Below are 26,961 nucleotides of genomic sequence, written 5' to 3' on the forward strand. Positions count from 1 at the left end.
CAGTGATTGTCCGTAAAGTCATCCGAACCCTGAATGACTTCACAGTCGCAGTACGAGAGCTTGTCCGGTCTAATGAAGGACTACGGCTGTATTCATCTCTAACTTTCTTTTGTGAATCTCAGCCAGCAACAGTGCAATGAAGTCACATTCAAGTTTAAGCTCGATTGCCATCTGATAGGAATCCAAAAGCATTTCATCCGTCAGCATAGCCATCCTCGACACAACCTTTCCTTTTATTTCAAAATCTATTCTATCAAAATACCAAAATCGGAACAAGCGTTCTGTTATCCACAGTCAATTGTGGAAATCCTGTGTATAAATTGTTGGTAAGTGTCGTTAACCCATATATGTGACAGGGGATAATGTGGACAATATTTATACACAGAATTTTGACGCTCGAACACAAAAAAAATATTTTTATTATTTATATAAATATATTATATTTAGCGTCTTGTTAATAGATTATATTGGAATTTTTTTAAAGAAATCAGAAATTTATTGAGGTCTTGTATTAACCTCTAAAATCCATACCCGTCCACTCTGATCAAGCCCGTAATCAAATCCCAGTTGTCCGATCCCAGGAAATCTTCTTTCCAGTACAGGAATACAGCGCTGTGTAAGTTGAATGATTTCTCGCCGCTTTTGAATAGCAAGCCGCCGGGGATATATCATCCGAAGCGCCTCTGTTCCCTTCAGCAAAGTTCCCCCTTTGCACAGATTTGTAATGACCAGTCCGGGACGAGCATGACGTGCAACCACCGCACGAAAATCCCATCTCTGCCCTTCCTTCACGACTTTGACTCGATAGTCGACAGGTCTACCTTGAATACTTGCCAGTTGGATGCCTTGTTGAATGAGATATGGACGTTGGATTCGGAGCTTATTGATTCCGAATACAAGTGCTCTAAAATGACTGAACCGATGTGTATGCTCCATACGCGTACAGGCGTATCCTCTACGCTCCTTTGCCACACGCATGACTCCGATTCCTCCGCCTCCTTTTACAGGTTTTATAAATACAAAAGCATGCCGCCGCAGCATCATGCGCAATTGATCTTCACTATATAGACAGGTTTCCGGTATATAAACGGCGGTATGTGGATGGTGCAGCAGCGCCTTCGTCTTTAGCCATTTGCTTGCAAGTTGTCTCATCTAACCCTCTCCTTTCGCCGTCAGGTATACTTATACATACTCAACAGGAAGGTTCTATTCTTGGATGATTGTCGGTGGCATGTGTCTATTTCGACAAGATCATGGCGAACGGTAGCATGCACCGAACATCACTGGTACAATGACAATAATCTACTACCATTTGCACGGAGCAGCGGAAATTACCGGCAAATCGTTTTTTTCAACAAGGAGGTCAACTCATGAATAGCAAAATTGGCATCATGGACATTGGCTCAAACTCCATACGTCTGGTGATCTATGAAATGACAGAGACAGGAGCCTATCGAATTGTGCAGGAATGCAAAGAAGCTGCCCGACTGAGCGAAAAGGTTGGGGCCAACGGCCGTATGGAACGAGAGGCGATTCGAAGCATCGCTCCATTGCTGCGCCAATTTATGGCGGTATGCCATATGCACGGGGTTGTCCGTATGCGTGCAGCAGCAACAGCAGCCATCCGCAATGCCACGAATTCGGACGAAATCGTCCAATGGATCGCGGAGGAGACAAATTTAACACTGGAAATACTGAGCGGAGAGCAAGAAGGCTATGCCGGTTTTCTGGGAGTAGTGAACACTATGAATGTGAGTGACGGAATCATTATTGACATCGGGGGTGGCAGTACCGAAATTACGTTGTTCCGCGATCGAGAACGACTGCATACTGTGTCATTTCCCTTTGGCGCCGTCAATATGAATTGGCGCTTTGGACGTGAGGTCAAGAATGGCGAATGGTCTCCTCAGCAGATTGAGGAAATGGAGAGCTTTGTCCGTTCTTCCCTGCAAAATCATGATTGGATCTTCTCCAATCCGGGTCTGCCATTCATCGGGCTAGGTGGAACCCTGCGTACTTTGGCTAAAATCAATCAGAAACGATTGGATTACTCACTTCCTGTGACGCACCATTACGAAATGACGATAGAAGATGTCAATTACTTCTATGGAAGTCTGCCCCATCTGCCCTATGAAAAACGCAAAAAAACAGCCGGCCTGTCCAAGGACAGAGCCGACATCATTGTACCGGGTCTTATTATATTGAAAACGATATTTGAAGCTGCTCAAGGCTCCGCGTATTTGGTCAGTGGAGCGGGTCTGCGAGACGGCCTATTTCATGAGCTGGTCAACGCTGAACAGCCCGTGGTAGCTAATCCGCTTATCACATCCATTCGCAATATCCTTTCGTTTGCTGTCCCGGTTAGCGAAGCGCATGTCAAGCGAGTTAACGAGTACGCCGTCCGGCTCTATGACACATTAGCTAGCGGAACCTCAGCTGCTATGGACAAACGCTTGTTACTGACCGCAGCAACTCTTTACAAAACGGGAGCTGCCTTGAATTACTATCATTTCCGCCAGAATTCCGTATTCTGGATCTTACATGCAGGCATTGGCGGTTTATCCCATAGGGAAACGGTACTAGCCGCGTTGATCGCGGATTACCATCCCAAGAACCGGACACCCCGTTTGCTACGCACACATGCGGATATTTTGGAGCCTTCCGACGAGGAACGTGTACATCGGCTCGGCTCGCTGCTCCAGCTCGCGATTGGCATGGATCGGAGTGAGTCCGGAATGATTAGCAGCATCAATCCCACTACAGGGGATGATGCACTGCATCTTCGTCTGGAAAGCAAGAGTGAACCCATATTAGAACAACGGGAGCTGGAATCAGTTGCCAAGGATTTCCAAAAGGCATGGAATCTTACATTGTCGTGGTCCATTCTACCTTCTTCCAATTTCTAACCTTCATCGCTTCAGATTGGCTCCTGATGGGAGCCTCTTTGTCGTTTCTGGACACAAATTGATAGCTGCCGTTAGGCATAAGCTGGCGTGCCTTCACATTATCTCTTAACGATAAATGCAGAATATCTGCCAGCATTTCTTTGATCCCGTCATCATAAATCGGGCACATCAGTTCAATTCGGCGGGTCAAATTTCGCGTCATCCAATCCGCACTGGACAGAAACAACTCGGAATTGCCTCCATTTTCAAAATAAAACAATCTGGAATGTTCCAGGAAGCGGTCTACAATACTGATGACACGTATGTTCTCGCTGAATCCTTCCACACCCGGACGCAAACAGCAGACCCCTCTAATGATAAGATCAATCTTCACACCTGCTTGGGAAGCCGCATATAGTTCATCGATCATCTCCTGATTGGATAAGGAGTTGATCTTGGCAATAATCCGGGCGGGCTTACCTGCCAATGCTTGCTCAGCTTCCCTACGGATGAGTTCAAACAGCTTGTTCTTCATTCCCGTTGGAGCCACCGTAAAAGCTTGCAAAGTCTTGAGCGCAGAGAATCCCGTAATTTCATTAAACAGTTCGGAGGCATCCTCGCCAAGTACCGGATCCGACGTAAACAATCCGATATCTGTATACACGCGCGCCGTGCTTTCATTATAATTGCCTGTGCCTACGTGCACATATCGTTTGAGTGCGTTGCGCTCATGGCGTATGACAAGAATGATTTTGGCGTGCGTCTTCAAGCCAACCAGCCCATACACTACGTGACAGCCTGCTTTTTCAAGCGTACGCGCCCAGGCAATATTACGTTCCTCGTCAAAACGGGCTTTCAGCTCCACCACCACCGTTACCTGCTTGCCCGATTCGGCCGCACGTGCCAATGCCGGAATCAGCTTCGATTCCCCGTTGACACGGTACAGGGTCATTTTGATTGCCATCACATCCGGGTCCTCTGATGCCTCAATGATAAAATCAGTTACCGCATCGAATGATTCATACGGATGGTACACGAGCACGTCCCGTTTGCGAAGCACGTTGAAAATATCCTCTTGCGGGGGCAGTTCTTCCGGATACAGTGGTTTGATTGCCGGAAATTTCAAATGCGAATACCCCTCCAAATGATCGGCAAAAGACGACAAAAACGTCAGATCCAACGGCCCGTCCATCTCAAACACATGATCGAACAGCTTGAATTCGCGTTGAAGCTCCATCAGGGCATAGGGATGAATCCCTTTTTCTACTTCCAGTCTTACCGGCGCCCCCCGTCGTCTTCGACGCAGCTCTTTTTCAATCTCTTCGAGCAAATCTTCGATCTCTTCTTCATTAATGGACAAATCGGAGTTACGCGTAACACGAAAGGCATGAACCGCCTCCGGAACATATCCGGTGAACAGCGTTTGAATGTGATGCTTGATTAGTTCCTCAATTAAAATAAATGATTTCTTCTTGCTGTTCGACCGCAAAGGCACCGTAACAACACGTGGAATATTCGAAGGCACCTGCACAATGGCAAAAAGTGGTTTATCCTCCTCTGTATCCCCGGGACGTCTCAAGACGACCGCTAAATATACGTATTTATTGTGAACGAGTGGAAAAGGACGGCTCTGATCGACCGCCATCGGCGTGAGCACCGGAAATATAATTTCATGAAAATATGCATCCAGCGACTTGCGCTGTGTCGTATTTAAGTCTTCATATTCGAACAGTAAAAGACCCTTTTTCGTCAAGAGGCGAGAAATATCACGATAGGTCCGGTATTGTTCCGATACCATTGAGACGGTACGCTTGATCAGGCGTTTGTACAAACCGGAGGGGGTATATCCCGTAAAATCCTTTTGCATAAAACCCGCCTTGATCTTCTCGCGCGTCTCTGCAACACGAACAGCCATAAACTCATCCAAATTGCTAGATACAATCGCCAAAAATTTGGCTCTCTCCAGCAACGGTGTATCTGCATCCTGAGCTTCCTGAAGCACACGGCGATTAAATTCAATCCAGCTTAAATCTCGGTTAAAGTAACGTTCTGACCCGGCTTTATCCTTATTCTGACTCTCTATCAACATATGGCCTCCATCAATTCATGCAGTATAGTTACCCTTTATTGTACTATTAGATGAAACGCACTAGCATCACAGCAGTGTAAACGCAATGTAAAATGTGTGTAAACACAAACTGGATGTTTGAAAAGGTCAATCGGATGCTTTACAAAAATAGCATTAAGCGGTACAGTGTTTACGTCTGTTTCATAGAGTAGATTGACGAACCGTTCCTTTTTCAGTTGTTTATGTTCATTATGATGTGTAGTAACCACTTAGAAGCCACGTTCAATTGCTGATTTTTAAATGGCATGATATAGGGAGGATTTACGTTATGGAACCCAAGAAAACGCCACGCGTACTGCAAAAAAACATCGAATTTTTCACCGCGGCGCTATCTCAACACCTCGTTTCGGTCTGGCAAGAGGACCCTACAGGTGTATACTGTGAGATTGGCTGTGGATATATCGAGTTATTCAGTAGCGAGATGATTCGGGTGCGCAATCAAGATGGAACCCCAAGCCATTATGACCGCAATATTACCATGTTTCAGTTAATCACGAAGGATCAGCCGATATAATTATTATATGCTATGCCTGCGCTGTTCTTCCAGATTAGAATTGTTTTATGTTACAATTACCGATTTTCATATCTGCTGAATCCTGCAGTTTTTCCAAAAAGCGCCTCAGAGCGCTTTTTTTGTCGACTTTTTTTGAACATCGTTTCGAAAAGCAGTATGATAAGGGAGCATATTACCTAAATTTAAAGGGGAATCAACCGATGGAGCATACAACATCAGATGGACGCATCCTGGTTATGACCGCGGTTGAAGGCGAACGGGAAGCTGTACTGCGGGGCCTGAAAGGCGATACCCGTTTTGTGGTCGAGCTGGCTGGCGTGGGCGCACCGTCCGCAGCGGCTTCAACCGCGCTAGCACTGGCGGCGGCTGGTGACTACCGGCTGGTTATCAGCGCCGGAATTGGTGGCGGCTTCGTGGAGGTCGCTGCACTGGAAAGCGTCGTTGTTGCTGACGCGATCATTGCTGCCGACCTGGGTGCCGAGACGGCAGAGGGCTTCAGCAGCGTGGACGAGCTGGGTTTCGGCTCAAGCCGAATTGCCGTGAATGTTGCCACCGCGCAGCGATTCGTTCAGGCGTTGCGTGCCGCTGGACAGACAGCTGTCGCGGGGCCGATCCTGACCGTCTCTACGGCCACCGGTACGGCGGCAACAGCGGAACAGCTGGCCAAGCGCGTTCCCGGAGCTGCTGCCGAAGCGATGGAAGGCTACGGCGTAGCCGTGGCGGCAAATAGGCTGGAACTGCCGACGATGGAAATCCGCACGATTTCCAATGCTGTTGGTCCACGTGACCGTGCAGCCTGGCGGATCAAAGAGGCTTTGCAAGCGTTGGAAGCCGCATTTTCTACATTAACGGAGGTTATATAGATGCAAATTGCTTTTTCACCTTGTCCTAACGACACTTTTGTCTTCCATGCCCTGGCTCATGGATTGATTCCGGGCGCACCCGCGCTGGACATTACATTTGCCGATATCGACATCACCAACAATCTGGCGATCACACCAGACGGACTCGATATCATGAAAATTTCGTATGCTGCACTCCCTTGGGTGCTGGATGAATACGCCCTGTTGCCTTGTGGAGGCGCACTGGGCCGGGGTTGTGGCCCGCTCGTGCTGACCAGGGAAGGTTCCACGATCGAAGGCCCGGAAGCCCTGTCTGGCAAGCGTGTAGCCGTTCCGAGTGAACGTTCCACTGCCTATCTGCTGTTCCGCCTGTGGGCAGCCAAGCATGTGCCTGGGGGTGTCGGCGAGATCGTCGTGATGCCGTTCGACCAAATCATGCCTGCTGTCCGTGACGGGGAGATAGATGCCGGACTGGTTATTCATGAAGCACGGTTCACGTATCCGTCCTACGGACTTAGTAAGCAAGTCGATCTGGGGAACTGGTGGGAAGAAGATACAGGGCTGCCGATCCCGCTCGGAGCTATCATTGCCCGCCGTACGCTGGATCTGGATGCGATCACAAACTGGATACGCGCCTCTGTCGAATATGCTTGGAAGCATCCTGAAGCTTCGCGTGAATATGTATTGTCTCATGCGCAGGAACTTTCACCCGATGTCGCCCAATCGCATATCGACCTTTACGTAAACGATTTTACCGCCAATCTGGGAGACAGCGGATATGCCGCCATCGAAGCTTTGCTTGGTCGCGCTGCGCAGGAAGGGCTGGTACCTTCGTTTGATTTAGCCCAACTGCGCCCTACTTCCACAACAACACGTTAAAAGGGACAGACATGCCATGCATGTTTTCATGCTGAATAGAGTAGTTTAAACATATAAAACCTCCCGAACGAGCACATGGCCTAGCCAGGCGCCCCATTCGGGAGGTTTTATCATTTCATATGGCGAATCCTCATTCGGACTCGCTTGATCCTTATTCTTAGTTCTGTTCCTGCTCCACAACCTCGGTCTTAAATACGTTATCCAGTTTGGTACCCAATCTTTTGACCAGCGGCACCTTGATATCCCGGCTCAGCTCCTTGAAAAAAGCGTCCATGTCACAATTAATCTTATCCAACACGACCTTCACGGTACCCTCTTCCAAGATCTGCTCATTCAGATCCTCCGGTACGGTAACCGAGATATCATACTTCTTGCTTAACGTTTTAATGTAGCGGGTAAAGATTTCGATAAGCTCCTCATTGTTGAACTTCTCAACTGCAACTTGCCCTTTGTTAGTAAATTTCAAATTCACTCTCACGTTAGCATTTCCCCTTTTCCTTTTGACCATTTATTTTGGATAAACGTTGAACCTTTCAGAGGCTCTTCAAAGAAAGGGCCTTACCGGTCGTTTTAGACTCTTGTCCTTTGATATACTAAGTATAACACATTAAGGCCGTTTTCATTTCCCAACTTGTCGTTTTATGATAAAAAATGATACAATTTGCGCATTTTCAGCATAAATTCTTTCTTTTCATGCCAATCATTAGAAATAGTTTATACACAAATACACAAAAAAACGCCTATCTCGCAAAAGAAAGACGTTTCCGTATAGATGCCTAAGTGGTATGCATTTACAGAGGTTTCGTACATTCCCAACCGTGTGAACGATACTCACGCACAGCGTCTCGTATATCCTCAATATCATCAGAATGCAGCAAAACGGCAGGTAGAATTACCCAATATTCATTCTCCGCTAGATCAATAAATACGTCCTCGACATCGTAATATTGCATATCGCCAAATGCCGTATCCCTAATTTTCTGTCCAACCAAAGGTGTAAACTGGGAATCAAATGTTTTCATCACCTTCGTATATTCCTTCACGCCCGTTGCCGAGATCTGCTGTGAAATAATGACGCTCAATGCTGTTACCTCCCTGACCTAATAATGCTCATTATACCCTTCTCTCAGACCTTCTACAAAACCTTGTGCAAAAAAAATCATAAAAATCAATAGGCCGATGCCAATAGCTACGGAGCTGATTACGATAATGAAGATACCCTGCGTGTCTCTTTGTTCCATCTTTTTAGTCAAAATTCCGAAAACAAGACCTATGATCCCCAACAAGCCTCCAACGACAAAAAAACTAAATACGAACCCCAAACCTGCAAAAATCCAGCCAAATAGAGCGAGCACCCAGCCCTGCGGCTGTGGCTCACTCTGTTTCATCTGCCAGCGTTCCCTCGCTGTAGGTGTATATCTGTCCATTCCTTAGCTCCCCCGCTCATTGCATCTCTTAAGAAAAAAATTCGCTCGCCTTCTCCCGATGGACAGGCTTGATATGCATGTCCAACACTTTCAAAGCTGCCAGCACAACCCCCGCATCATCTGTAAAACCCAACATTGGAATAACATCTGATATAGCATCTAATGGAGAAATAAAATACGCCAAGGCTCCGAATGCTACCCCTTTGGCATACAGAGGCGTTTCAGGATCTATCGCACAATAGTACATAGCCACCGCATCCTTCACAAAGGGAACTTTTCCAGCCGTGGACTTTACCTTGTTGAAAAATCCCTTTTTCACCTGTTCTTCCTGTTTTGGATCATACTTGGCTTTGGTTACGTCAAAATCCTTCATAGGTTCCTCCTCTTGCTGACTGGTGAGTTTGAAAGTGCCACCTTCCCGCTTACCAAGCGGATAATTTTGAACCGTCATTTTCACTAACTCAACAGACTTATAGTCATATTTTACTATGACCTCCTTTGATATTCTAGTATATTTTTCCTATTCCTTGCTCCTATGTATTTGTACATGCTTTTGCTTACGATTCCAGAACAAACTAAACGACCTTTCCCATTAGAATTTCGAGAAAAGGCCGTTACTAAAACAATATGAATCTTTTACTGTTTACCGTTGCTATAAATCGTGCTTAACTTGGATGTTGCTCTGATGCCATTCGGACCTTCAATAATGGCATGTCCTTGTTCAGTATAGCTCGATCCTGCCCAGTCGTTTGACATATCCAAATATTCTAGACCTGATCCATTTCCTTTCCAAGACCATCCAAGATAACCTACACCTTTTTGTTGGGCATAACTCATAATAGTGGCCTCGTCAACATCACCATTTGTATGCTTGATTCCGAATTCTCCAATGATGAGAGCTAGATTTTTGTTTAATACATTGTCAATATTGCTTTTTACTGTTTCGGCATTTCCCCCAGCGTATTCGTACATATGAATGGAGAACATCGTATTTTTAAGCGGATCGGCATCAAACACTTGCGTTCCGTAGTCAAAAATCGACTTCGGATATTGCCCCCACCCAGCGGCGTCAACCATAATGGTATTTTTGATGCCAGCATTTCTTAGCTTTGGAATAACTGATTTATACCCCTGTGCCCAGCCGTTCCCATCCCAAGTACCAAACCATTCATTCGCGATGTTGAGAATGACTGTATTTTCTTTTCCAATCAGTGCACTTTTCATTTCAATCCAGTAATCTGCGATTTTATTCAACACAGCAGCATTATCATTTCCCGTACCATCATGTACTTCAAGGATAACAACCAATTTGTTTTGTTCTGATAAAGTGATCAGGTTTTGCAACGCTGACAAATCATCTTTCGTCCATTGTTGACCGTCAGACAGCACGATTCTAATCGTGTTCGCTCCGGTTTTGGCAATTGCAGGTATCGCAACCGACTCTTGACCTTTGTACCAAGTGTAAGCGTGATTAACTCCTCTCATGACAAAGGGATTTCCGTTGCCATCATAAAGCGTCGTACCTTTAACATAAAATCCTGTATTTTGAGAGGAGTCGGAACTTGTTGTTACTTTTAAGACATTACTTGGTTCCGAAATATTGCCTGCTGCATCTTTCGCTTTTACAGTGAAGTTGTAGGATGTGTTCGCAGTGAGACCCGTCACTGTATAACTTGTTGTGGTGCTCGTGCCTACCAGATCTGTTCCGTTATAAATAACGTAGCCAGTTACACCTACATTGTCTATTGAGGTCGTCCATGTAAGAGTGACAGATGTGCTCGTCTTGGATGAGCTTTGGAGGTTTGTTGGGGCGGTTGGTGGTGTCGTATCTGTTGTCGTATCAATCTGCGTGAATCTCCACCTTTGCTGAGCGCTACCGTTGTCGGCCCATTGTTGAACGTTTGCACCGTCATGGGTATAACCACCGACAACATCCAATGCTTTACCACTAGATTGCGAGATCAGCTTATAATATCCACCACCAACGTCAATGATTTTCCATTTTTGCTGAGCGTTCCCGTTGTCTGTCCATTGTTGAACGTTCGCTCCGTCATGGGTATTACCACCGGCTACATCCAATGCTTTGCCACTAGATTGCGAGATCAGCTTATAATATCCACCACCGACGTCAACCACTCTCCACTTCTGTTGCTCCTTTCCGTTATCGGTCCATTGTTGAATATTCGCTCCGTCATCCTTTGATCCCCCTTCAACTTCCAGGCTTTTTCCGCTATGCTGTGCAGTAATTTTGTAAACAGCATCTGAAATAATATCCGATTGGGCAGACGGTGTTGAATCAAGCGCTAGATTAGTAACTCCATCATTGTTAGCGCTTACAATCATGGTCGGCAATATATAAACAAGCATACTCAACGAGATCAAACACGACAATAACTTCTTCATTTTGTAACCTCCAGGTAACCAGCGTTACAATTCACCGTTTGCTCGAAGTTTCCAACATTTCTATTTAACCGCATCTCAACATACACCTCTCCCTTAGCTTATATATTCAAATTTCCATCCCTTAGGCACGTACTATGATCTCTCCCTCCCGGCCATAATTCGGAAAAGAAAAAAGAACCAAAAGAGCTCTATCCTAATATTAGGTAAACGCTTTCAATTATTCCAAACTAATTATGTGATTGGTAAATGAATTCTTACTCATTCTAGTTTAAGTTATACCAAATGTCAATTGTTAGCATAACAAAAATATGTAAAATACAATAATTATAAAAAACAAACATCCTATAAACATAACAAATTAGTGATATTGAGTACCACGTTTCTTTTATCACCTCTTTTTTTGCTCTAAAATATTATATTCATTGAATTCTTTACATAAGAACGAAAACTATAAAAAAAACAAAAAAACCTTTAACGTCATTTTGTTAGTTTAATGTTTTTTATAACAGTACATCTTGTTAGCTAATTCGGTACGACAAACATCTTTGAAAATCATAGTCAAAAAAAGCACGCTATATTGGTACTACCAATATGCGTGCATGAAAGAAGATATTGAAGTTCTTCCTGATCCATCGCCCCCGTTAATCCTCAAATGTCTCACCGTTCTGATCCTTGGTGGATAACTCTATTCTTTCTTTAATATTTACCAGATACACACTGCCTGCAATCAGCACCAGTCCCACAACAAACGTCAAAGTAAGTGATTCCTTGAGCATTACCATACTAAAGACCGTGGACAGCACCGGAATCATAAATGTATATGAGCCGACGGTTCCCGCATCTCCGTTGTCGATCAGTTTAAAATAAATCATCCAGCCCATTGCAATTACAAATATCGAAATAAACAATAAAATCGCGATAAAAGAGGTCGTCCAGTGAATATCGCTCCATTTCTCGGTCGTAAATCCAATCCCATTGAGTATGATCCCCCCAAAAATGAGCTGCATCGTCACCGCCCAAATGGAATCCAACTGCTGGCTTTTTTTCTTCATATAAATCGTTCCGAGCGCCCAGCACAGTCCTGAAGCTAGCCCCAACGCAATGCCCAGTACCGATAAATGCCCTGCCATTCCACCAGAGCTAATCACGATCACCCCGCCAAAACCCAGTACCAGTCCAATGACCTTCAGGGGAAACATGCGCTCCCCCAACCACATCCAGGAGAATAATCCCAACAGGATCGGCTGAAGGAATACTAAAGTGGAAAATAACCCAGCAGGCAAATAACGCAGCCCTACCGTCTGCAAGCCATAGTAGCCTGCAATATTAAATATGGCCAGCACAAGATAAGTCCACCCATTCTGTCTAAGGCGCAAGGTTTCCCGGCGACGCATAGCGAACAACAGTAGAATCACACCACCCAACAGGGTGCGGATTCCTGAAAAAAATATCGGCGGCGTATCTGGCAAAGCCAGCTTGGTCAACGGCCAGTTGATCCCCCATACCATTACTAATATCAAGACAAGCCACAGCGTGGCTTTAGGTGTTAATTTTTTCACAGATGTCTTCTCTCCCTTAGATTTTCATCGTTCATTGCTTACGACTAAAATATGAATAGCCGTTTGCAAAGTTTTGCTTTACTAGCGTATACTGTGGTCACTAATAAATAAAATGAATGTTTTCAATGAGGGAGATAACTTTTCGCTTATGACCATTACTCAAATTATGATCTTCGTTCGTGTAGCTGAAACGCTAAACTTCACCCAAACTGCCCATGAGCTGCATATGACGCAGCCCGCGGTCAGCCATGCCATCGCAAGCATCGAAAACGAGCTGGATGTTCAGCTATTGCTGCGCGACCGAAAAAAAGGAGTGCTGCTGACCGATATCGGGCACAAGGTACTGCTGCAATTCCGCATGATGCTGCAAAGCATGGAAAAGGTACAGCAGCAGGTGGCTGCTGAAAAAGGTCTAGACGTTGGCACGATCACGATCGGTGCCTTTCCTTCTGCCTCAGCCTATTTTCTGCCCCCGATTATTCATCATATTCGTCAGCATTATCCGAACCTTGTTTTCGATCTACATGAAGGCTCCACGAATGAAGTCAAGGAGTGGGTGCATACCAGAGAAATCGAGGCGGGTATCATCCTGTTGCCAGACCCTCAGGTAGATGTAATCCCATTATGTCAGGATGACATGGTTATTCTCCTGCCAGACGGTCACCCTCTACAATCGCACAATAAAATCGCCATTCGAGACTTGAATGAGCAGGATATGATCTTTTGTAAAGGTGGACATGAGGTCGCCATTATGGAAGGTTTTGAACGCGAACAAAGTCAGTTGCAGGCACAATTCATTACTCATAATATCAGCACCTTGGTCAGCATGGTTCGACAAGGACTGGGTATGGGCATTGTCTCTTCACTCGCCTTGTCCACGTTTCCCCATGATCTGACCGTCAAGGAGACTTCACCTCTGATCACACGCCAAATCGGTATCGCTGTACCATCCCTGCATAATGCTTCACTTGCTGTACAGTTATTTGTGCGAACCGCGCAGGAGCTATTTACGGATTCGAAGCAGTAGAAGCATTGGATCATGATCATAAGGAGGTCTATTCATATGCAGAGAAATCAAATCATTCGACCAAATAGCTAAATTTCTAACCCATTTCAGGTGGTTTTAGGGAAAGACGGAAACAATTCGTGGGGCCGAAACAATTGGTTGCCTATGCTGGACTACGACAAAGAGCAAATCAAAAATTAAAGGTCTATTAAGAAAAGAAAAAGAAAGAAGGCAAGCCTTACAAGGTAGCTGGGATCGCCTGCGCCAACAAGCTTATACATCACATATAATGCATTAATTCCACTGGTATATTATTCTAGCGCAGCGGGTAACCTATACTGAATACCTGCAATTTTTAAACTAGGAGGGTTTTGCATGGACCATCTCGCTATTTTGATCAGAAGTTTCTCTGCATTCGTTATCCTCATGCTAATTGGGAGAATACTGGGGAAGCAAACCCTCTCCAATATGAACTTTCACGAATTCGTGACGGCGGTCATATTAGGGGCTATAGCAGCCAACTTTGCCTTTAACGAAAAAATAGAAGTTGTCCACCTATTAATAGCCCTGTCTGTTTTTACAATTACTTCTTATGTTTTATCCAAGTTTTTTTTGAAATTCAGAAACTTTAAGATGTGGACAGAGGGAGCACCCACCGTTCTCATAGAAGGAGGGTTCATTCTCGAAGATAACTTAAAAAAAAATAATATGACATTAGATTCTTTAAATCAACAGCTTCGCCAGAAAGAAATTTTTAATATAGAAGAAGTGGAGTACGCCCTCCTTGAGATTAACGGAAAACTATCTGTTCAAAAGAAAAAGGAACTGCAAGCCGTGACATTAAAAGACCTGCAGTTGAATGCAGGTAATGCCACACAGTTCCCAATTGAGCTTGTAATCGACGGACAGCTTTTACATGGCAATTTAAACTCCAATCATATTCCCGAATCATGGCTGCTGTCTCAACTGAAGGCACGCGACAAAAAGTTAGAGGACGTATTCTATGCCGTTAAAGGCAGCAACGGCCAACTCTATGTGGATGAATATAAGGATAAAATCCAGCATCCAATTGATGTGGAGTAGTATTGACTTTCGATCAATAGTTACCTGAGATTCAACGTAATCAGATAATTGTATTTGGCAGCGTGCTTAAGCTCATCCAATATGATACCGTACACCGTGTCCTTATAGATGCCAGCAGGCAATCCAAACCAGATGTTGCGGTATCGTTCCACCGCACCCAACTCTCCCATCAAGGCGCGCTGTAAACCTTCTGTATAAGATTGCACCCTCTCATATTGCTCACTACTGATGCCTGCAATTTCTTGTCCTGTCAAAGCCCGATACATCTCTCTGAACATTTTATTGTGGCCGCGCTCATCGTTACGGATGCTTTCAATAATAGCCACCTGCTCTTGTGAGGGAGCCAAATTGATCAATTCATCGTAGAACAACTCATCGTTACGCTCCCCTTGTACCGCTTCCTTTATCATTTGTACTGCTTTCGGAAATCCTGTGTTCCAGATAGGTACAAAATTGGCCCGCATATAGTATGAATTTCCCCAGTAAGAAGGTACTTGATACAAGTTTATCTCCTCCCGATGTTAGTTTTTAGAAAGTATATGCGCATCTGCCCATGTCGGTTCCTAACATTAGGAAAAATGACTGTTTCGCACATTCCTAGTCGCCCTTTTCTAGTGAAGTAATGCTAGCGGCTATTTGACTTACCAACATACTCGGTTGATTATACTGATGATAGCTAACACAGGGGAAGAACTCACTAAAAAATCAATTACGATTTGTGTCATAGTTGAAAGTGCTGCATCTATTACTATAAGCTACAGAGAAATAGACGAGGGACTCCTTGACAAACATTATCTGGTTTTCTTGTCTTAATATGGTCTACTAAAAAAAATAAAAAGGAGTTTTCCATAAACGGAAAACTCCTTCGCACGTTAAGCTATTTACTGCTACAGCTTGTTCAATGTCGGACCACCAATTCTCCGGCTACATCATCCCAGCGCCAAGAAACTTCATGTCCATGGAGATGCAGCCCCCCAAACCACTCATCGATCCCTTGAACTGCAATGCGGTCCGCTGATCCATTCAGTACCTCTTTACCCAACTCTGTCAGAATTACCTTTCGGTTCAGAAAATCCGGAATTTGTCTGAAATCCAAGCCAGCCTCATCCCCGTCAATCATCAGTAAAGGATGTTCACCTTGCACCAAAGCACGAATAAATTTCCAGTATTCGAGATCACCCATGCCGAGCACATGCAGAACGTCTGTTACCTGACGAAATAATTCCAATGGCGTATCCACTCCATTATGAACGGCCTGAAGCGTGGTCTGTTCCACAACGCCAAGACCATTCTGCTCCGAGGGCAGCCGCTTGAGATGCGCTGTGAAAGCTTCATAGGCAAAAGGCAGGCCGGATGCTGCCAATTCTGCCTTCTTGTCTTCCAGCAGATTAGCCATTTGAACAGGATCAGGAGAAGCATACGCCTGCCAAAGCTCGCTTCCAAGCTCCATTTCTTGCCGCCCAATAGTCCGCCAGGTCCCGGATAATGTTTGAAGCTGTGCCGGAGTGAGCTGTCCCAGACCATGAAACCGTTCGATTCCCGGAAACTCCCCAATACAGAGCAGGCTCAGCTTCGTGCGGCCCAGTTTCTGTCTTTTGAACCAGTGGAGCAGATAGGCGAGCATGCTCTGATCAAACAGGTCATGCTCAAACCACAACACGACTTCATCATACTTAATAAACTCACGAAGTTTCTGCTCTTGTTCCTCACAGCTCGTAATATATTTGCTGGCCGGAATACCCATCGTTTCTTCCAGGACCTGGGCCCGCAGTGCCCGTTCTTCCGCCCCCGCTGGATTTGCAAATATCGGTCCTGCCGGATACACCTCTCTCCATACAAGCACATCACCCTGTACAACACCCTGCTTCAACATCTCGCCTACAACATCACCGTTAACAATATGCAGCATGTTTTGCCCTCCCTCATACAAATGATTGAACACGGAAACAAGGTCGGCTACCGGGAGTGTACCTTTCAACTTTCGGCGGGCATCGTGCAGCCGCTTCTTAAGCGTCGGGACCGGAGTGCCCAGATAATCCGAAATTTCCTGCAGAGAGTAGCCGTAAAAATAAAACAATCGCAGAGGCACGCGCAGCTTGGCAGACAGTGCCTTCACCGATTGTTGCAGAACTTGGCTCTCCTCCCTACGCTCCGCAATTTCTGCTAAACCCGGTACTCCTCCGGAAACCTGCACAGCCTCATCCAGAGGAAGCATCGAATGATGCTTGCGCCGCAGCATCCGCTGGCACTGTCTTACGACAATGGTCTTGAACCAGCCTGGAAAAGTGGACGGGGTCTGCAGTTTCTCCAGTTTCTGATAAGCCTCTATGAACGCATCCTGCACGGCATCTTCCGCGAGATGAACATCCTTCAGCATGTCATAGGACACCGCATAGGCCATCCCGCGAAAATGCAGCATCAGCTGACCGAACGCTTCCGCATCCCCTAGCCGCGCCTTTTCAACCCACTCCCTCATACGTCCCTAGCCTCTTTTCTTTCGTGTTCTTATTCTTAAGTGCCGGCTCAGTGGGGAAAGGTTACAAATCATGTTGATGGAAAGATGAAATGATTGATAAAGAGCTTCACTGAACACTGCAACCATATTAACAGTTTCTTTCTCAAAAGAAGCATAATGTAGCTACTGGTTGTTGGTTTTCAATAGAAATATATTATCCTTTATTTTTTACGAGGTTAAGTTCAATATGACTTCGACCATGTAGCCATAGCAGTTCATCCAGTAAAAATGCCAATCCATCCTTACTACGCAAACGCTCAATCATTTCTGTAACGACCTCCACAATCTCACGCTGTACATTGTTCGTTAGTTGGAGGCCCCCACTTTCCCCATCCACATATAGATGTGGATGATCCAGTTGATCTACCTTTCGTACATGCCGCAGACACAATATCCCATGTTCAAGATAAAAGAAATAGCTACGATCATACAGAACTCCCTCAAATAATTCATACATATGAGGGTCATCATCAGTTCCATATGTCATGGTAACTCTTTTTAAGCCAACTGGATTGCTCATATATACTTTCACTCCCTCAGAATTCAATTGTAAGTTCCTATACTTGAAATTTTAGTGAAGTAAAACTCTAATTCAAATAATGTGAATTTTTTATTCGATAAGTCCTGGAGGTCTGTATGCAATACTGTAATTTATGTATAAGAAGTCGTTCATTAAATACATTCGCATATATTCTCTCTCACAAATCATCAGCAATATGGTATATATACCAAGTTAACTTCTATTTTGTTAATGAGGTACTTATACTATATGTTTTGAATTCTTATAATTAAAAGGGAGAGTGATACAATGGATTTTATAAAATCTATTTACACAAAACAAAACGTAAATAGCTCAGTACTCTTTTTTGCATTTTTAGTTCTATATAGTGTTTTTTCTGAGATTGAAATTAAACCCGTAGTTCTCTTACTTTTTACAGTTGTATTTGCCTTTTTTAATGCCCTGAGTAAATTGGTCCAATCCATACATAGTGATAATGATCCTAAGTAAGTAATCTCTACACATTAAAAAGACCTCCGGGACGAATATAGTACGTGACTATACCGTTCTGGAGGTCTTGATTTACATTTTCGAATTGTTAACACCCCATCATGCAGGTTTGCAGACAATTCATTTCATTGTACCCTTTTAAACTATCTTAACAAGGCTCTTCGTTCGGTTTCCCGGCATCTGTAGCCGTACGGAAGCTTGAACCACAGCCACATGTCGCTACAGCATTCGGGTTATGAATCGTGAACCCGCCTGACATTCCAGACTCTTCAAAGTCGATTTCCAGACCGTCTAGGTAGCGGATGCTTTCCTTTTCCACTACAATCTTCATATCCTGTACGTTCATATATATATCCTGATCCGTCTCGTTGTCGTCAAAGCCCATTGCATACGAGAATCCAGTGCAACCACCCGGCGTAACACCCAGACGTAAAAACATATTCGGCGTTTCCTGCTGCTCCAGCATATCTTTCAAACGCTCAGCAGCGGAATCGGTGATGTTAATCATAGCTCCATCCTCCTCTTTTACTTCATGTTCTCCTTCAGTATACTCCACTATTAGCAGGTGCTCAAGTCATGGAATGTCCTTCCCTTACAGGCTTAAAGACCTGTTTTTCTATTCGTTTGTATTGAACACCGGTGGTGTGAGGTTTATAATAGGTGAAGAGTGTGTAAAAGAAACTGTCGGAAATTTGTCATTTCAAAGGCGATATTTTGAGACATTCATCATTGTAGCCTGGCATTGTAACATTTTTCACATATCGTATATCCGCGCTGCCGGATTCTTACCGACGGAACGGGACATCCTGTGCGCACCTAGCGCTTGTGCCGCTGATTTGGCGGACAGCCTCGCACAGAGCAACTTGAAGGAGGAATAGGCATGTCCACATTAGTTACACCTTTTACAGACCGCAGAATGGCGGAAATTGTAGAAAAGGTACAGAACGGTATTCGTTTGAACCTTGAAGACGGTATATATTTGTATGAAACTGACGATATCCTCACACTGGGTCAGTTGGCTAACGAAGCTAATTTACGCAAGAACGGAAAAAAGGTTTATTTTATCGAAAACATGAGCCTGTACTTCACCAATGTATGCGAAGCGCGCTGCGCGTTCTGCAATTTCCGCAAGGATCAGGGGGAGGACGGCTCTTATACGTTGTCCGGGCAGGAAATGATTGATTATGTAGAGCAACACATCCATCCGGGGGTAAGAGAATTTCATATCGTCGGTGGTCATAATAATCATGTGCCTTTCCAATACTATGTAGACTCATTGAAGGCACTAAATGAAAAGTATCCCCACGTTACACTGAAAGCTTACACTGCAGCGGAAATTGACTTTTTCACACGCATAAGCGGCTTGAGTATTAAAGAAGTGCTTCAGGAGCTGCAAAAGGCTGGACTTCAATCCCTGACTGGTGGTGGCGCGGAAATCTTGTCCGACGAATATCGGAAGAAGATGCGTGTTACCAAAGCCAACGTGGACCGCTATCTCGAAGTACATCGCACGGCCCACAATCTCGGCATGAAAACTCATACGACTATGCTGTATGGTTCGGTCGAATCGTATCAGGATCGTATTGAACATATGCTGCAAATTCGCGAATTGCAGGACGAAACGAACGGATTTATGGTATTTATTCCATTGTCCATGCAGCCGAAAAGCAAAAACGCCAACATCATGCGTCGTAACTCCGCTTACGAGGATCTCAAAACCATTGCGATCAGCCGCCTGATGCTGGACAATATCGACCATGTCAAAGCTTACTTCATTAATATTGGACCGCAATTGACGCAGGTCGCTCTCACCTTTGGCGCATCAGACGTCCATGGCACGATTGTGCGTGAGCAGATCAGCCATGCCGCAGGTGCGTTAACCCCTGCCGGATTGACCCGTAAAGAGCTAATCTGGCTGGTCAAAGGTGCCGGACGTATACCTGTTGAACGGGACACCTTCTATAACGAAATCGAAGTTTTCGAATAAATGTAATATCGGATTCAAATTTCCCGCGAGCATTTCATCCCCATTACTCACACCATGCAGCATCTGCTGCCTCGGAATACGCTGGTCTGCCTGACAAAGGCAGGCCTGATTCTCGGGTTTTATAACAACAAAAACTTGTGTTAGATCGACGAGACACCAGACCATTTGCCGGGGACACGGTAGCGAAAGGAAGGCGGATTTTGATGAAAAATTTCGTTATTCTGGGGGGCGGCTATGGTGGCCTTACCATTGCCAAAGAATTGCTGGATAAACACATTCCCGACGATGTTCAAGTTATTTTAGTGGATCGAATGCCCTTTCAGGGGTTGAAAACAGAGTACTATGCCCTCGCGGCAGGTACGGTTTCTGATTTTGATTTGCGGGTGCATTTTCCAGATGAACAACGTCTTATTCGCAAATACGGAGAAGTCACCTCGATGGATCTAGAGAATAAGATTGTCCATTTTCAAGACGGTGAACCCTTGCCCTATGACCAGCTTGTCATTGCGTTGGGTTGTACCGACCGCTTTCACAATACACCGGGGGCTGAAGAACACAGCTGTACGATCCAGTCGTTTAACCATACCCGCCAAACCTATCTGCGCTTGAACGAAATCAAGCCATATGGACATGTCCATATTGTAGGCGGCGGTCTTAGCGGTGTTGAGATTGCTGCGGAGTTACGTGAAAGCCGCACGGATTTGAATATTACCATTATGGATCGGGGCGAGCGGGTGCTGTCGGCATTCCCGCAACGTTTGTCTGCCTATGTACATGCTTGGTTCAAGGAGCATCAGGTTAATGCCCTGAATCATGTTGCGGTTTCCCGTATTGAGCCGGGGGCTATTTATAACCGCGACGAGCAAATTGTAACGGATGCAGTGGTATGGACAGCGGGGATTCAGCCGGTAAAAATCGTGCAGGATTTAGCCGTCCCTAAAGACCCTCAGGGTCGTATCGTGCTCAACGAGTATTATCAAATACCGGATCATCCTGAGGTGTATGTGGTCGGAGACTGTGCGAGCCTTCCCTACTCTCCAAGCGCTCAGGCGGCAGAAGTGCAAGGGGAGCAAATCGCACACATTGTACGCGACCTGTGGAAAGGCCAAACGCCTCACCCGCATCCTTTAAAGCTGCGCGGTACATTAGGCGCACTTGGCAAGAAGGCCGGGTTCGGCTATGGCTTTATGGGCAGTACCTCATTGCGCGGACGAGTACCACGCCTGCTTAAAAGCGGCGTGCTCTGGAAGTCCAAACGCCATTTTGGCTAACCGCATGCTCAACAAACAAAGAAGACCCGCTCCCAGAGCAGGTCTTCTTTGTTTGTTGAGTGTATGATGATGTATATTTCCTATACAAAAGGAAGCTGGTTAAACGGACCATTCTATTTCAATCCAAATCTAGGTTATCCCATGCTTCAGCTTCCTTAATTTTGTTCATAATCACTTCGTACAGAAGCTCTGCTGAATCTGCGGATACAATCTCACCGTTGACCATCGCATAGGGTTCGGCGTTGCACTGACCACAATTGCTTAGGCATCCGTATTCAATCACATCATAATCTGGATTCTGCTCCAGCTTGGACATGATTTCATCGGTACCCCAATGCATATTACTGGTGCAAAACTCAATAATAGGCCTTAACATTTTTTCACCTGCTTTGGATGACGGGCATTTTAATTTGGCCCGCTTTGTAATATAATAATAAAGGTATAGGAAAGGAGTTGAATTCTAATGAGCGAAACACAAAGCGTTCAAATGTATGACGAAGTAGCAGATGTACTGGATAAGCTCCGTCCGTTCCTGCAACGCGATGGTGGCGACGTTGAGCTGGTTGACGTTGAAGACGGCATCGTTAAGCTGAAGCTGGTAGGCGCTTGCGGCAGTTGCCCAAGTTCCACAATCACGCTGAAAGCAGGGATTGAACGCGCTCTTCTCGAAGAAGTCGACGGCGTCCAAGAAGTGGTACAAGTATTCTAATGCTTGATGCATAATGATCATGAGAGTCTTGACTTCGGTAACGAAGCTCAAGACTCTTTTTTGTATTACAGCGTCTGAAGGATCACTTAAGCTTATATGGTTGGCCGAATGGGATCTAAACCTCCCGATACATCCATAATATTGCCTGTTATAAAATCCGAATGCTCCTCACATAAATAGGCGATCACTCGTGCAATGTCCTCTCCGCTCCCCGGACGTCCACGCGGTGTCTCTTTATCCTGCATGCCGATGACATCGGCGATTGACATTTCCTTATTTGCTCCTCGGATGTCCCCTGGACAGATCATATTGACCGTAATGCCATAAGGAGCTTCCTCCACAGCCAGTGACTTCGTAAAAGACACCAGCCCCACCTTGGCGGCTGCGTAGACGGCACGATGCGGCCAAGCCCTTGCTTCTCCAGCATGACCAAAGCCAAAATGAATAATACGTCCCCAATGCTGGCTACGCATGTGGGGCAATACCAAATGATCCAACAACATGGTACCGACCAGATTTCCTTGTATCATGGCATGAATCTCAGCCACACTGTAATCCGCAAACAGACGGCGTTCCCGGATGAACGGTCCGGCATTGTTCACCATAATATCGACTCCACCCAGCCGATCCTGTACTTCACCAATCAGCCTCGTGATATCTTCCTGAACAGAGATATCCCCTTGTAAAGACAGGCAGCGTACTCCTTTAAACTCAATCACCCGCTTAAGCGCTTCGGCTTCTGCTTGGCTATGCACATAATTTAGCGCAATATTACAGCCTTCATCCGCCAGACGCAAAGCGGTCGTTTTACCTAAACCTTTGGCACTGCCGGTTATGAATGCGACTTTATCTCTCAACAATTTTCCTCCTGTTCACAGAGAACGGTCACCCCCAAGTATAAAATATTTAAGCTTCCCCTACAACTCCATCCAAAAAGAAACCCCAGTCCTCTTGTTCAAGAGAATCTGGGGTTTGCGTGCAATGCGTTCTCGTTCCCTGCTTAAAATGCTGGAATAATCGCGCCTTGGTATTTATCTTCGATGAATTTTTTAGTTTCTGGAGATTGCAAAGCTTTGATTAGCTTCTGAATCGCTTCGGAATCTTTATTATCAGGACGTGCTACCAGAACGTTAGCATAAGGAGAATCTTTATCTTCCAGTGCCAGTGCATCCTTCGTTGGATTCAGCTTCGCTTCCAGAGCGTAGTTCGTGTTGATCAACGCAATATCCACTTCAGGCAACTGACGTGGCAGCATAGCCGCCTCAAGCTCCTTGAATTTCAGGTTTTTCTTATTTTCAGTAATATCTTTTACCGTAGCTTCAATGTTGCTTGCGTCTTTCAGCTTGATCAGACCTTGTTTCTCCAACAACAGCAATGCGCGGCCTCCGTTTGTCGCATCGTTCGGAATGGCTACAGTTGCGCCATCTGGGATTTCATCAAGCTTTTTATATTTTTGGGAGTAGATACCGAATGGCTCCAAATGAACTGCGCCCACAGAAACCAGATCCATTTTGCGCTCTTTGTTCATCACATCCAAGTAAGGTACATGTTGAAAGAAGTTAGCATCCAGTTGCTTGTCAAACAATTGTACGTTCGGCTGTACATAGTCGTTAAACTGAACGACTTGGAGACGAACCCCTTCTTTTTCCAACTGAGGCTTGATCGCTTCCAAAATTTCCGCATGCGGCACAGGAGAAGCTCCAATTTTCAGCTCCACTTCACGTGGTGATCCGCCTGTATTTTCGGTCGCATTGTTTGTATCCGATGTTGTGCTCTTTGTACCGCAAGCCGCCAGCACCGCAATTAATGTCAAGCTTAGTACAGCCAATACCCATTTCTTCATGTTATTACCCCTCCAATAATTTGTAATATTCAGGATCAGACGTCCTGATCAATAAGGATATCTATATGTTTTCCCTATTTTCGAGTATAATGCCGCACGAGACGATCTCCCGCCATTTGCAGCAATTGTACCAATACGACCATCAGCACGACCGCAACGATCATGACAGCCGTTTCATAACGATAATAGCCGTAGTTGATAGCCAGTGTACCCAGTCCACCGCCCCCGATCATCCCGGACATTGCCGTGTAGGATACGAGTGTAACGACGGTAATGGTTAATGCAGCGAGCAGACCCGGAAGTGCCTCACGTAACAGCACACGCCGGATAATTTGTCCTGTCGAGGCACCCATCGCTTGTGCGGCTTCAATGACGCCCTTGTCCACTTCACGCAGAGACGTTTCGACAAGACGTGCGAAGAATGGGGCAGCCCCAATAACCAATGGTGGAATGGTTCCCAACACCCCGGTCGAGGTACCTACCAGCGATCGTGTAAAAGGAATAAGTGCAACGATCAAAATGATAAATGGTACGGAACGTAAAATGTTAACGATGAATGATAATACAATGTATATCACCTTCATCAGAGTTAACGAGGAGCGACTCGCCAGAAACAATAATATGCCAAGCGGCAAACCAATAATGAGGGTGAACAATGCGGATGCTCCGAGCATCTGAAGGGTTTCCAGAGTAGAATTCCCTAGCTCATCCCAACTCACTTGTGAAAAATCAAGTTCGCTCATTGTCCGATCACCTCCACATCAAGTCCTTGCCCAGACACTTCGCGCAGCGTATGCTCTATATCTTCATGGTTTCCTTCAAAACGAACGATCAGCTGTCCATAGGGTACATTTTTAATCGTAGATATGGTTCCCTGCAAGATCGCAAAATCAACACCAGTGCTTCGAGCCGTACGCGACAGAATCGCATCATATGTTTTACTGCCCAAGAAGGAGATACGTACTACCTGCGCCGACTCGCCGCCACCTGCTGCCGCAATCGCTGCTTGCAGCTCCTCGGGATGTTCTGACTCCCGTTGGATAAAGTCCTTGGTCACCTGGTGCTGTGGCTTCAAAAATACTTCCGCCACTGGACCTTGCTCCACGATGTCGCCCTGATGAATGACGCCAACTCGATCACAAATGCTTTGAATGACATGCATTTCATGTGTAATCAGCACGATGGTTAAATTAAAGCGCTGATTAATATCCAACAACAATTTCAGGATAGACCCCGTCGTTTGCGGATCAAGCGCAGAAGTCGCTTCGTCACACAGCAATACATGAGGATCACTAGCCAGCGCCCGTGCAATTCCTACCCGCTGCTTCTGTCCACCTGAGAGCTGTGACGGATACTTTCCACTGTGTTCTTCCAGACCCACCAGTTCCAGCAGCTCACGAACTTTCATGTCCAGCTTTTCCCTGGGAGTGTTTACCAACCGCAAAGGAAATGCAATATTGTCATACACCGTTGCCGAAGACAACAAATTAAAATGCTGAAAAATCATTCCGATTTTTCGACGTTGCTTCTGTAACTGGGATTGACTCACAGTAGCGAGGTTTACCCCGTCTACCCATACTTCACCTGAAGTAGGGCGTTCCAATAAATTAATACAGCGGATCAATGTACTTTTCCCCGCCCCGGAGTGACCAATCACTCCGAATATTTCTCCACGCTTTATAGAAAGATTCAACCCAGATAGCGCATTAACGCGTCGGTTGCCTTTGCCATAATGCTTGGTTAACTGCTTAAGCTCTATCAACGTGCTGCGACCCCCTTCACTTCTTCCTTACCCTTTTAACCAATTGTCATCTCTCAGGATTGTATAAAATCGCTATTTATTTATACAAAAAAGAGCCCCTTTCACAGAATGAAAAGGGCCCCACCTTGCGAACCTTTTCTCATCTGCCAAAATCGCTATAACTCTAGCGGTTTTGTAGGAATTAGCACCATCATGTTCCCTCCCAGTGTATTACACCGGGAAAGAACGGGTTGCCGGGCTTCATCGGGCCAGTCCCTCCACCTCTCTGGATAAGAAAAATATGTTAAACTCCAGCTTTAGCTGTCCGTTAAGTTTATATAAAAAAACATAATTCAAGCATTTTTCTGAAACTAGGTTTCAGTATAGATAGTTTACATTGCTTTGTCAAAGGATATTTTCTATCATATTTTTGGGCGTACTGCCCGGTTCTCCCATTGTTTCGCAGTATAAGTAAAGGCGTTTGACAGCGACCGACATACCATTTCCAAGCCCTGCTGCAAATCTTCCAAATGGTGATCGAGGTCCTCCAGTTGGATTTTTCCATACAAAGCTCGGTGTCGTTGCCAGAGATCATCCTGCATTTCCGTATTCATATAGTGTATCTCCGTATTCCGACGCTTACGCAGCCGATTGATGGCATCGTTGTAAGTGTCCTTGATATCATTTAAATTATCGGTCAATACAGGATGCATTTTGAGATACTTGAGCTGCCGCAACACGGTAAAATACGAATAATGCGCCTTATACTGCCCTGTTTTTAAATCATACAGATCATTTAGCCAGTTACCCAGCTTATCCAAAATAGAGAAAACCCGAACAAACCCATCTTTATAAAAGAAAACATATAATGCATAATCGGATTTTTCATCCTCACTCATATCTTCAGCATATCCGGCTTTCACTTTCATACGGAAAAAGGCGGAAGCATGATGGCTCTGCTCCAGTTCATCCAGAGATGACATTAGACCGCGTGTTAAAATATCCGCCTTCCGAAAATCGTGGGTCGGATCTCCACCAGCCTGAATTTGCCGCTCCAGCAGGTTCAACATAGCTGACATGCTATTCATGGCATCTAGCAGGATGCCTTTGTTCACACGTGGTGGCTCACCCAGTAGCTTGCGTATCATGCTTACGCCTCC

Annotated in this window: 28 protein-coding genes and 1 riboswitch; of the genes, 9 read left to right on the plus strand and 19 right to left on the minus strand. The window is 45.4% G+C overall.

Features of this window, described 5'->3' with window-relative positions; all coding sequences use genetic code 11:
• Positions 1-69: 69 nt before the first annotated feature.
• Both sda and ACUUJN_RS21390 read right to left on the minus strand, forming a co-directional pair.
• The gene (gene sda / locus ACUUJN_RS21385; RefSeq protein ID WP_023990158.1) at positions 70-213 is read right to left on the minus strand and encodes a sporulation histidine kinase inhibitor Sda; all 144 of its coding nucleotides are present in this window, start codon (positions 211-213) and stop codon (positions 70-72) included.
• A 282-nt stretch (positions 214-495) separates the two neighbouring features.
• Positions 496-1,152, minus strand: a complete 657-nt coding sequence (locus tag ACUUJN_RS21390; protein ID WP_023990160.1) for a YheC/YheD family protein — start codon at positions 1,150-1,152, stop codon at positions 496-498.
• Positions 1,153-1,370: 218 nt separating this feature from the next.
• On the opposite strand from ACUUJN_RS21390, the gene ACUUJN_RS21395 reads away from it, so the two are divergent.
• On the plus strand, positions 1,371-2,906 hold the full coding sequence (locus ACUUJN_RS21395) for a Ppx/GppA phosphatase family protein (RefSeq protein ID WP_069080304.1): 1,536 nt from the start codon (positions 1,371-1,373) through the stop codon (positions 2,904-2,906).
• Here the strand turns inward: ACUUJN_RS21395 and ppk1 are convergent.
• A complete protein-coding gene (ppk1, locus tag ACUUJN_RS21400) occupies positions 2,866-4,974 on the minus strand; it encodes a polyphosphate kinase 1 (protein ID WP_028541444.1) in 2,109 nt (702 codons plus the stop codon). The genes ACUUJN_RS21395 and ppk1 overlap by 41 nt on opposite strands.
• A 307-nt stretch (positions 4,975-5,281) precedes the next feature.
• On the opposite strand from ppk1, the gene ACUUJN_RS21405 reads away from it, so the two are divergent.
• The 3 genes from ACUUJN_RS21405 (at position 5,282) to ACUUJN_RS21415 (ending at position 7,248) form a co-directional block, all read left to right on the plus strand.
• Positions 5,282-5,527: a hypothetical protein gene (locus ACUUJN_RS21405; RefSeq protein WP_007431922.1), complete on the plus strand. Its 246-nt coding sequence runs from the start codon at positions 5,282-5,284 to the stop codon at positions 5,525-5,527.
• 200 nt (positions 5,528-5,727) lie between these two features.
• Positions 5,728-6,390 carry a futalosine hydrolase gene (locus ACUUJN_RS21410; RefSeq protein WP_023990163.1) on the plus strand — a complete coding sequence of 221 codons (663 nt, stop codon included), beginning with the start codon at positions 5,728-5,730 and terminating at the stop codon, positions 6,388-6,390.
• The gene (locus tag ACUUJN_RS21415) at positions 6,391-7,248 is read left to right on the plus strand and encodes a 1,4-dihydroxy-6-naphtoate synthase (protein ID WP_023990164.1); all 858 of its coding nucleotides are present in this window, start codon (positions 6,391-6,393) and stop codon (positions 7,246-7,248) included.
• 157 nt (positions 7,249-7,405) lie between these two features.
• Here the strand turns inward: ACUUJN_RS21415 and ACUUJN_RS21420 are convergent, their stop codons facing one another.
• The 6 genes from ACUUJN_RS21420 to ACUUJN_RS21445 form a co-directional block, all read right to left on the minus strand.
• The gene (locus ACUUJN_RS21420) at positions 7,406-7,726 is read right to left on the minus strand and encodes a hypothetical protein (RefSeq protein WP_023990165.1); all 321 of its coding nucleotides are present in this window, start codon (positions 7,724-7,726) and stop codon (positions 7,406-7,408) included.
• Between the two features lie 313 nt (positions 7,727-8,039).
• Positions 8,040-8,330 carry a hypothetical protein gene (locus ACUUJN_RS21425; protein ID WP_013311821.1) on the minus strand — a complete coding sequence of 97 codons (291 nt, stop codon included), beginning with the start codon at positions 8,328-8,330 and terminating at the stop codon, positions 8,040-8,042.
• A gap of 18 nt (positions 8,331-8,348) precedes the next feature.
• Positions 8,349-8,675: a hypothetical protein gene (locus ACUUJN_RS21430; RefSeq protein ID WP_023990166.1), complete on the minus strand. Its 327-nt coding sequence runs from the start codon at positions 8,673-8,675 to the stop codon at positions 8,349-8,351.
• 28 nt (positions 8,676-8,703) lie between these two features.
• Positions 8,704-9,048, minus strand: a complete 345-nt coding sequence (locus ACUUJN_RS21435) for a YkvA family protein (protein ID WP_049828405.1) — start codon at positions 9,046-9,048, stop codon at positions 8,704-8,706.
• A gap of 263 nt (positions 9,049-9,311) precedes the next feature.
• Positions 9,312-11,078 (minus strand): cellulase family glycosylhydrolase, encoded by a 1,767-nt coding sequence (locus ACUUJN_RS21440; RefSeq protein ID WP_484668915.1) that lies wholly within the window; start codon positions 11,076-11,078, stop codon positions 9,312-9,314.
• Positions 11,079-11,719: 641 nt separating this feature from the next.
• Complete coding sequence (locus tag ACUUJN_RS21445) at positions 11,720-12,637, minus strand: DMT family transporter (RefSeq protein ID WP_484668916.1); 918 nt, start codon at positions 12,635-12,637, stop codon at positions 11,720-11,722.
• Between the two features lie 148 nt (positions 12,638-12,785).
• On the opposite strand from ACUUJN_RS21445, the gene ACUUJN_RS21450 reads away from it, so the two are divergent.
• Positions 12,786-13,664 (plus strand): LysR family transcriptional regulator, encoded by an 879-nt coding sequence (locus ACUUJN_RS21450; RefSeq protein ID WP_254326712.1) that lies wholly within the window; start codon positions 12,786-12,788, stop codon positions 13,662-13,664.
• Between the two features lie 354 nt (positions 13,665-14,018).
• A complete protein-coding gene (locus ACUUJN_RS21455) occupies positions 14,019-14,726 on the plus strand; it encodes a DUF421 domain-containing protein (protein WP_023990171.1) in 708 nt (235 codons plus the stop codon).
• Between the two features lie 20 nt (positions 14,727-14,746).
• Here the strand turns inward: ACUUJN_RS21455 and ACUUJN_RS21460 are convergent, their stop codons facing one another.
• The 4 genes from ACUUJN_RS21460 to ACUUJN_RS21475 form a co-directional block, all read right to left on the minus strand.
• Positions 14,747-15,190, minus strand: a complete 444-nt coding sequence (locus tag ACUUJN_RS21460) for a ferritin-like domain-containing protein (RefSeq protein WP_049828413.1) — start codon at positions 15,188-15,190, stop codon at positions 14,747-14,749.
• A gap of 434 nt (positions 15,191-15,624) precedes the next feature.
• Positions 15,625-17,202 carry a sigma-70 family RNA polymerase sigma factor gene (locus ACUUJN_RS21465; protein ID WP_484668917.1) on the minus strand — a complete coding sequence of 526 codons (1,578 nt, stop codon included), beginning with the start codon at positions 17,200-17,202 and terminating at the stop codon, positions 15,625-15,627.
• Positions 17,203-17,395: 193 nt separating this feature from the next.
• Positions 17,396-17,761: a hypothetical protein gene (locus ACUUJN_RS21470; RefSeq protein WP_053326055.1), complete on the minus strand. Its 366-nt coding sequence runs from the start codon at positions 17,759-17,761 to the stop codon at positions 17,396-17,398.
• A gap of 637 nt (positions 17,762-18,398) precedes the next feature.
• Entirely contained in the window at positions 18,399-18,758 is a 360-nt protein-coding gene (locus ACUUJN_RS21475) for a HesB/IscA family protein (RefSeq protein WP_013311832.1), read from the minus strand.
• Between the two features lie 372 nt (positions 18,759-19,130).
• Here ACUUJN_RS21475 and mqnE point away from each other — a divergent pair, with 372 nt between their 5' ends.
• Positions 19,131-20,237: an aminofutalosine synthase MqnE gene (mqnE, locus tag ACUUJN_RS21480; protein ID WP_023990177.1), complete on the plus strand. Its 1,107-nt coding sequence runs from the start codon at positions 19,131-19,133 to the stop codon at positions 20,235-20,237.
• Positions 20,238-20,440: 203 nt separating this feature from the next.
• On the plus strand, positions 20,441-21,508 hold the full coding sequence (locus ACUUJN_RS21485; RefSeq protein ID WP_023990178.1) for an NAD(P)/FAD-dependent oxidoreductase: 1,068 nt from the start codon (positions 20,441-20,443) through the stop codon (positions 21,506-21,508).
• 118 nt (positions 21,509-21,626) lie between these two features.
• Here ACUUJN_RS21485 and ACUUJN_RS21490 read toward each other — a convergent pair whose 3' ends face one another.
• On the minus strand, positions 21,627-21,884 hold the full coding sequence (locus ACUUJN_RS21490) for a YuzB family protein (RefSeq protein ID WP_023990179.1): 258 nt from the start codon (positions 21,882-21,884) through the stop codon (positions 21,627-21,629).
• A gap of 87 nt (positions 21,885-21,971) precedes the next feature.
• Here ACUUJN_RS21490 and ACUUJN_RS21495 point away from each other — a divergent pair, with 87 nt between their 5' ends.
• Positions 21,972-22,217, plus strand: a complete 246-nt coding sequence (locus ACUUJN_RS21495; protein ID WP_013311836.1) for a NifU family protein — start codon at positions 21,972-21,974, stop codon at positions 22,215-22,217.
• Between the two features lie 92 nt (positions 22,218-22,309).
• Here ACUUJN_RS21495 and ACUUJN_RS21500 read toward each other — a convergent pair whose 3' ends face one another.
• The 5 genes from ACUUJN_RS21500 to ACUUJN_RS21520 all read right to left on the minus strand — a co-directional run bounded on the left by ACUUJN_RS21500 (position 22,310) and on the right by ACUUJN_RS21520 (position 26,949).
• A complete protein-coding gene (locus tag ACUUJN_RS21500; protein ID WP_339200850.1) occupies positions 22,310-23,074 on the minus strand; it encodes an SDR family oxidoreductase in 765 nt (254 codons plus the stop codon).
• A gap of 143 nt (positions 23,075-23,217) precedes the next feature.
• Positions 23,218-24,060, minus strand: a complete 843-nt coding sequence (locus tag ACUUJN_RS21505; protein WP_023990181.1) for a MetQ/NlpA family ABC transporter substrate-binding protein — start codon at positions 24,058-24,060, stop codon at positions 23,218-23,220.
• Positions 24,061-24,134: 74 nt separating this feature from the next.
• On the minus strand, positions 24,135-24,803 hold the full coding sequence (locus ACUUJN_RS21510; protein WP_023990182.1) for a methionine ABC transporter permease: 669 nt from the start codon (positions 24,801-24,803) through the stop codon (positions 24,135-24,137).
• Positions 24,800-25,822: a methionine ABC transporter ATP-binding protein gene (locus ACUUJN_RS21515; RefSeq protein WP_053326058.1), complete on the minus strand. Its 1,023-nt coding sequence runs from the start codon at positions 25,820-25,822 to the stop codon at positions 24,800-24,802. Before ACUUJN_RS21515 ends, ACUUJN_RS21510 begins: the two co-directional genes overlap by 4 nt.
• A 136-nt stretch (positions 25,823-25,958) precedes the next feature.
• Positions 25,959-26,098, minus strand: a riboswitch (SAM riboswitch).
• A gap of 125 nt (positions 26,099-26,223) precedes the next feature.
• Positions 26,224-26,949 carry a Cthe_2314 family HEPN domain-containing protein gene (locus ACUUJN_RS21520; protein WP_025723590.1) on the minus strand — a complete coding sequence of 242 codons (726 nt, stop codon included), beginning with the start codon at positions 26,947-26,949 and terminating at the stop codon, positions 26,224-26,226.
• Between the last annotated feature and the right edge of the window lie 12 nt (positions 26,950-26,961).

It is taken from the genome of Paenibacillus sp. LRG-1 (genome assembly GCF_057220305.1).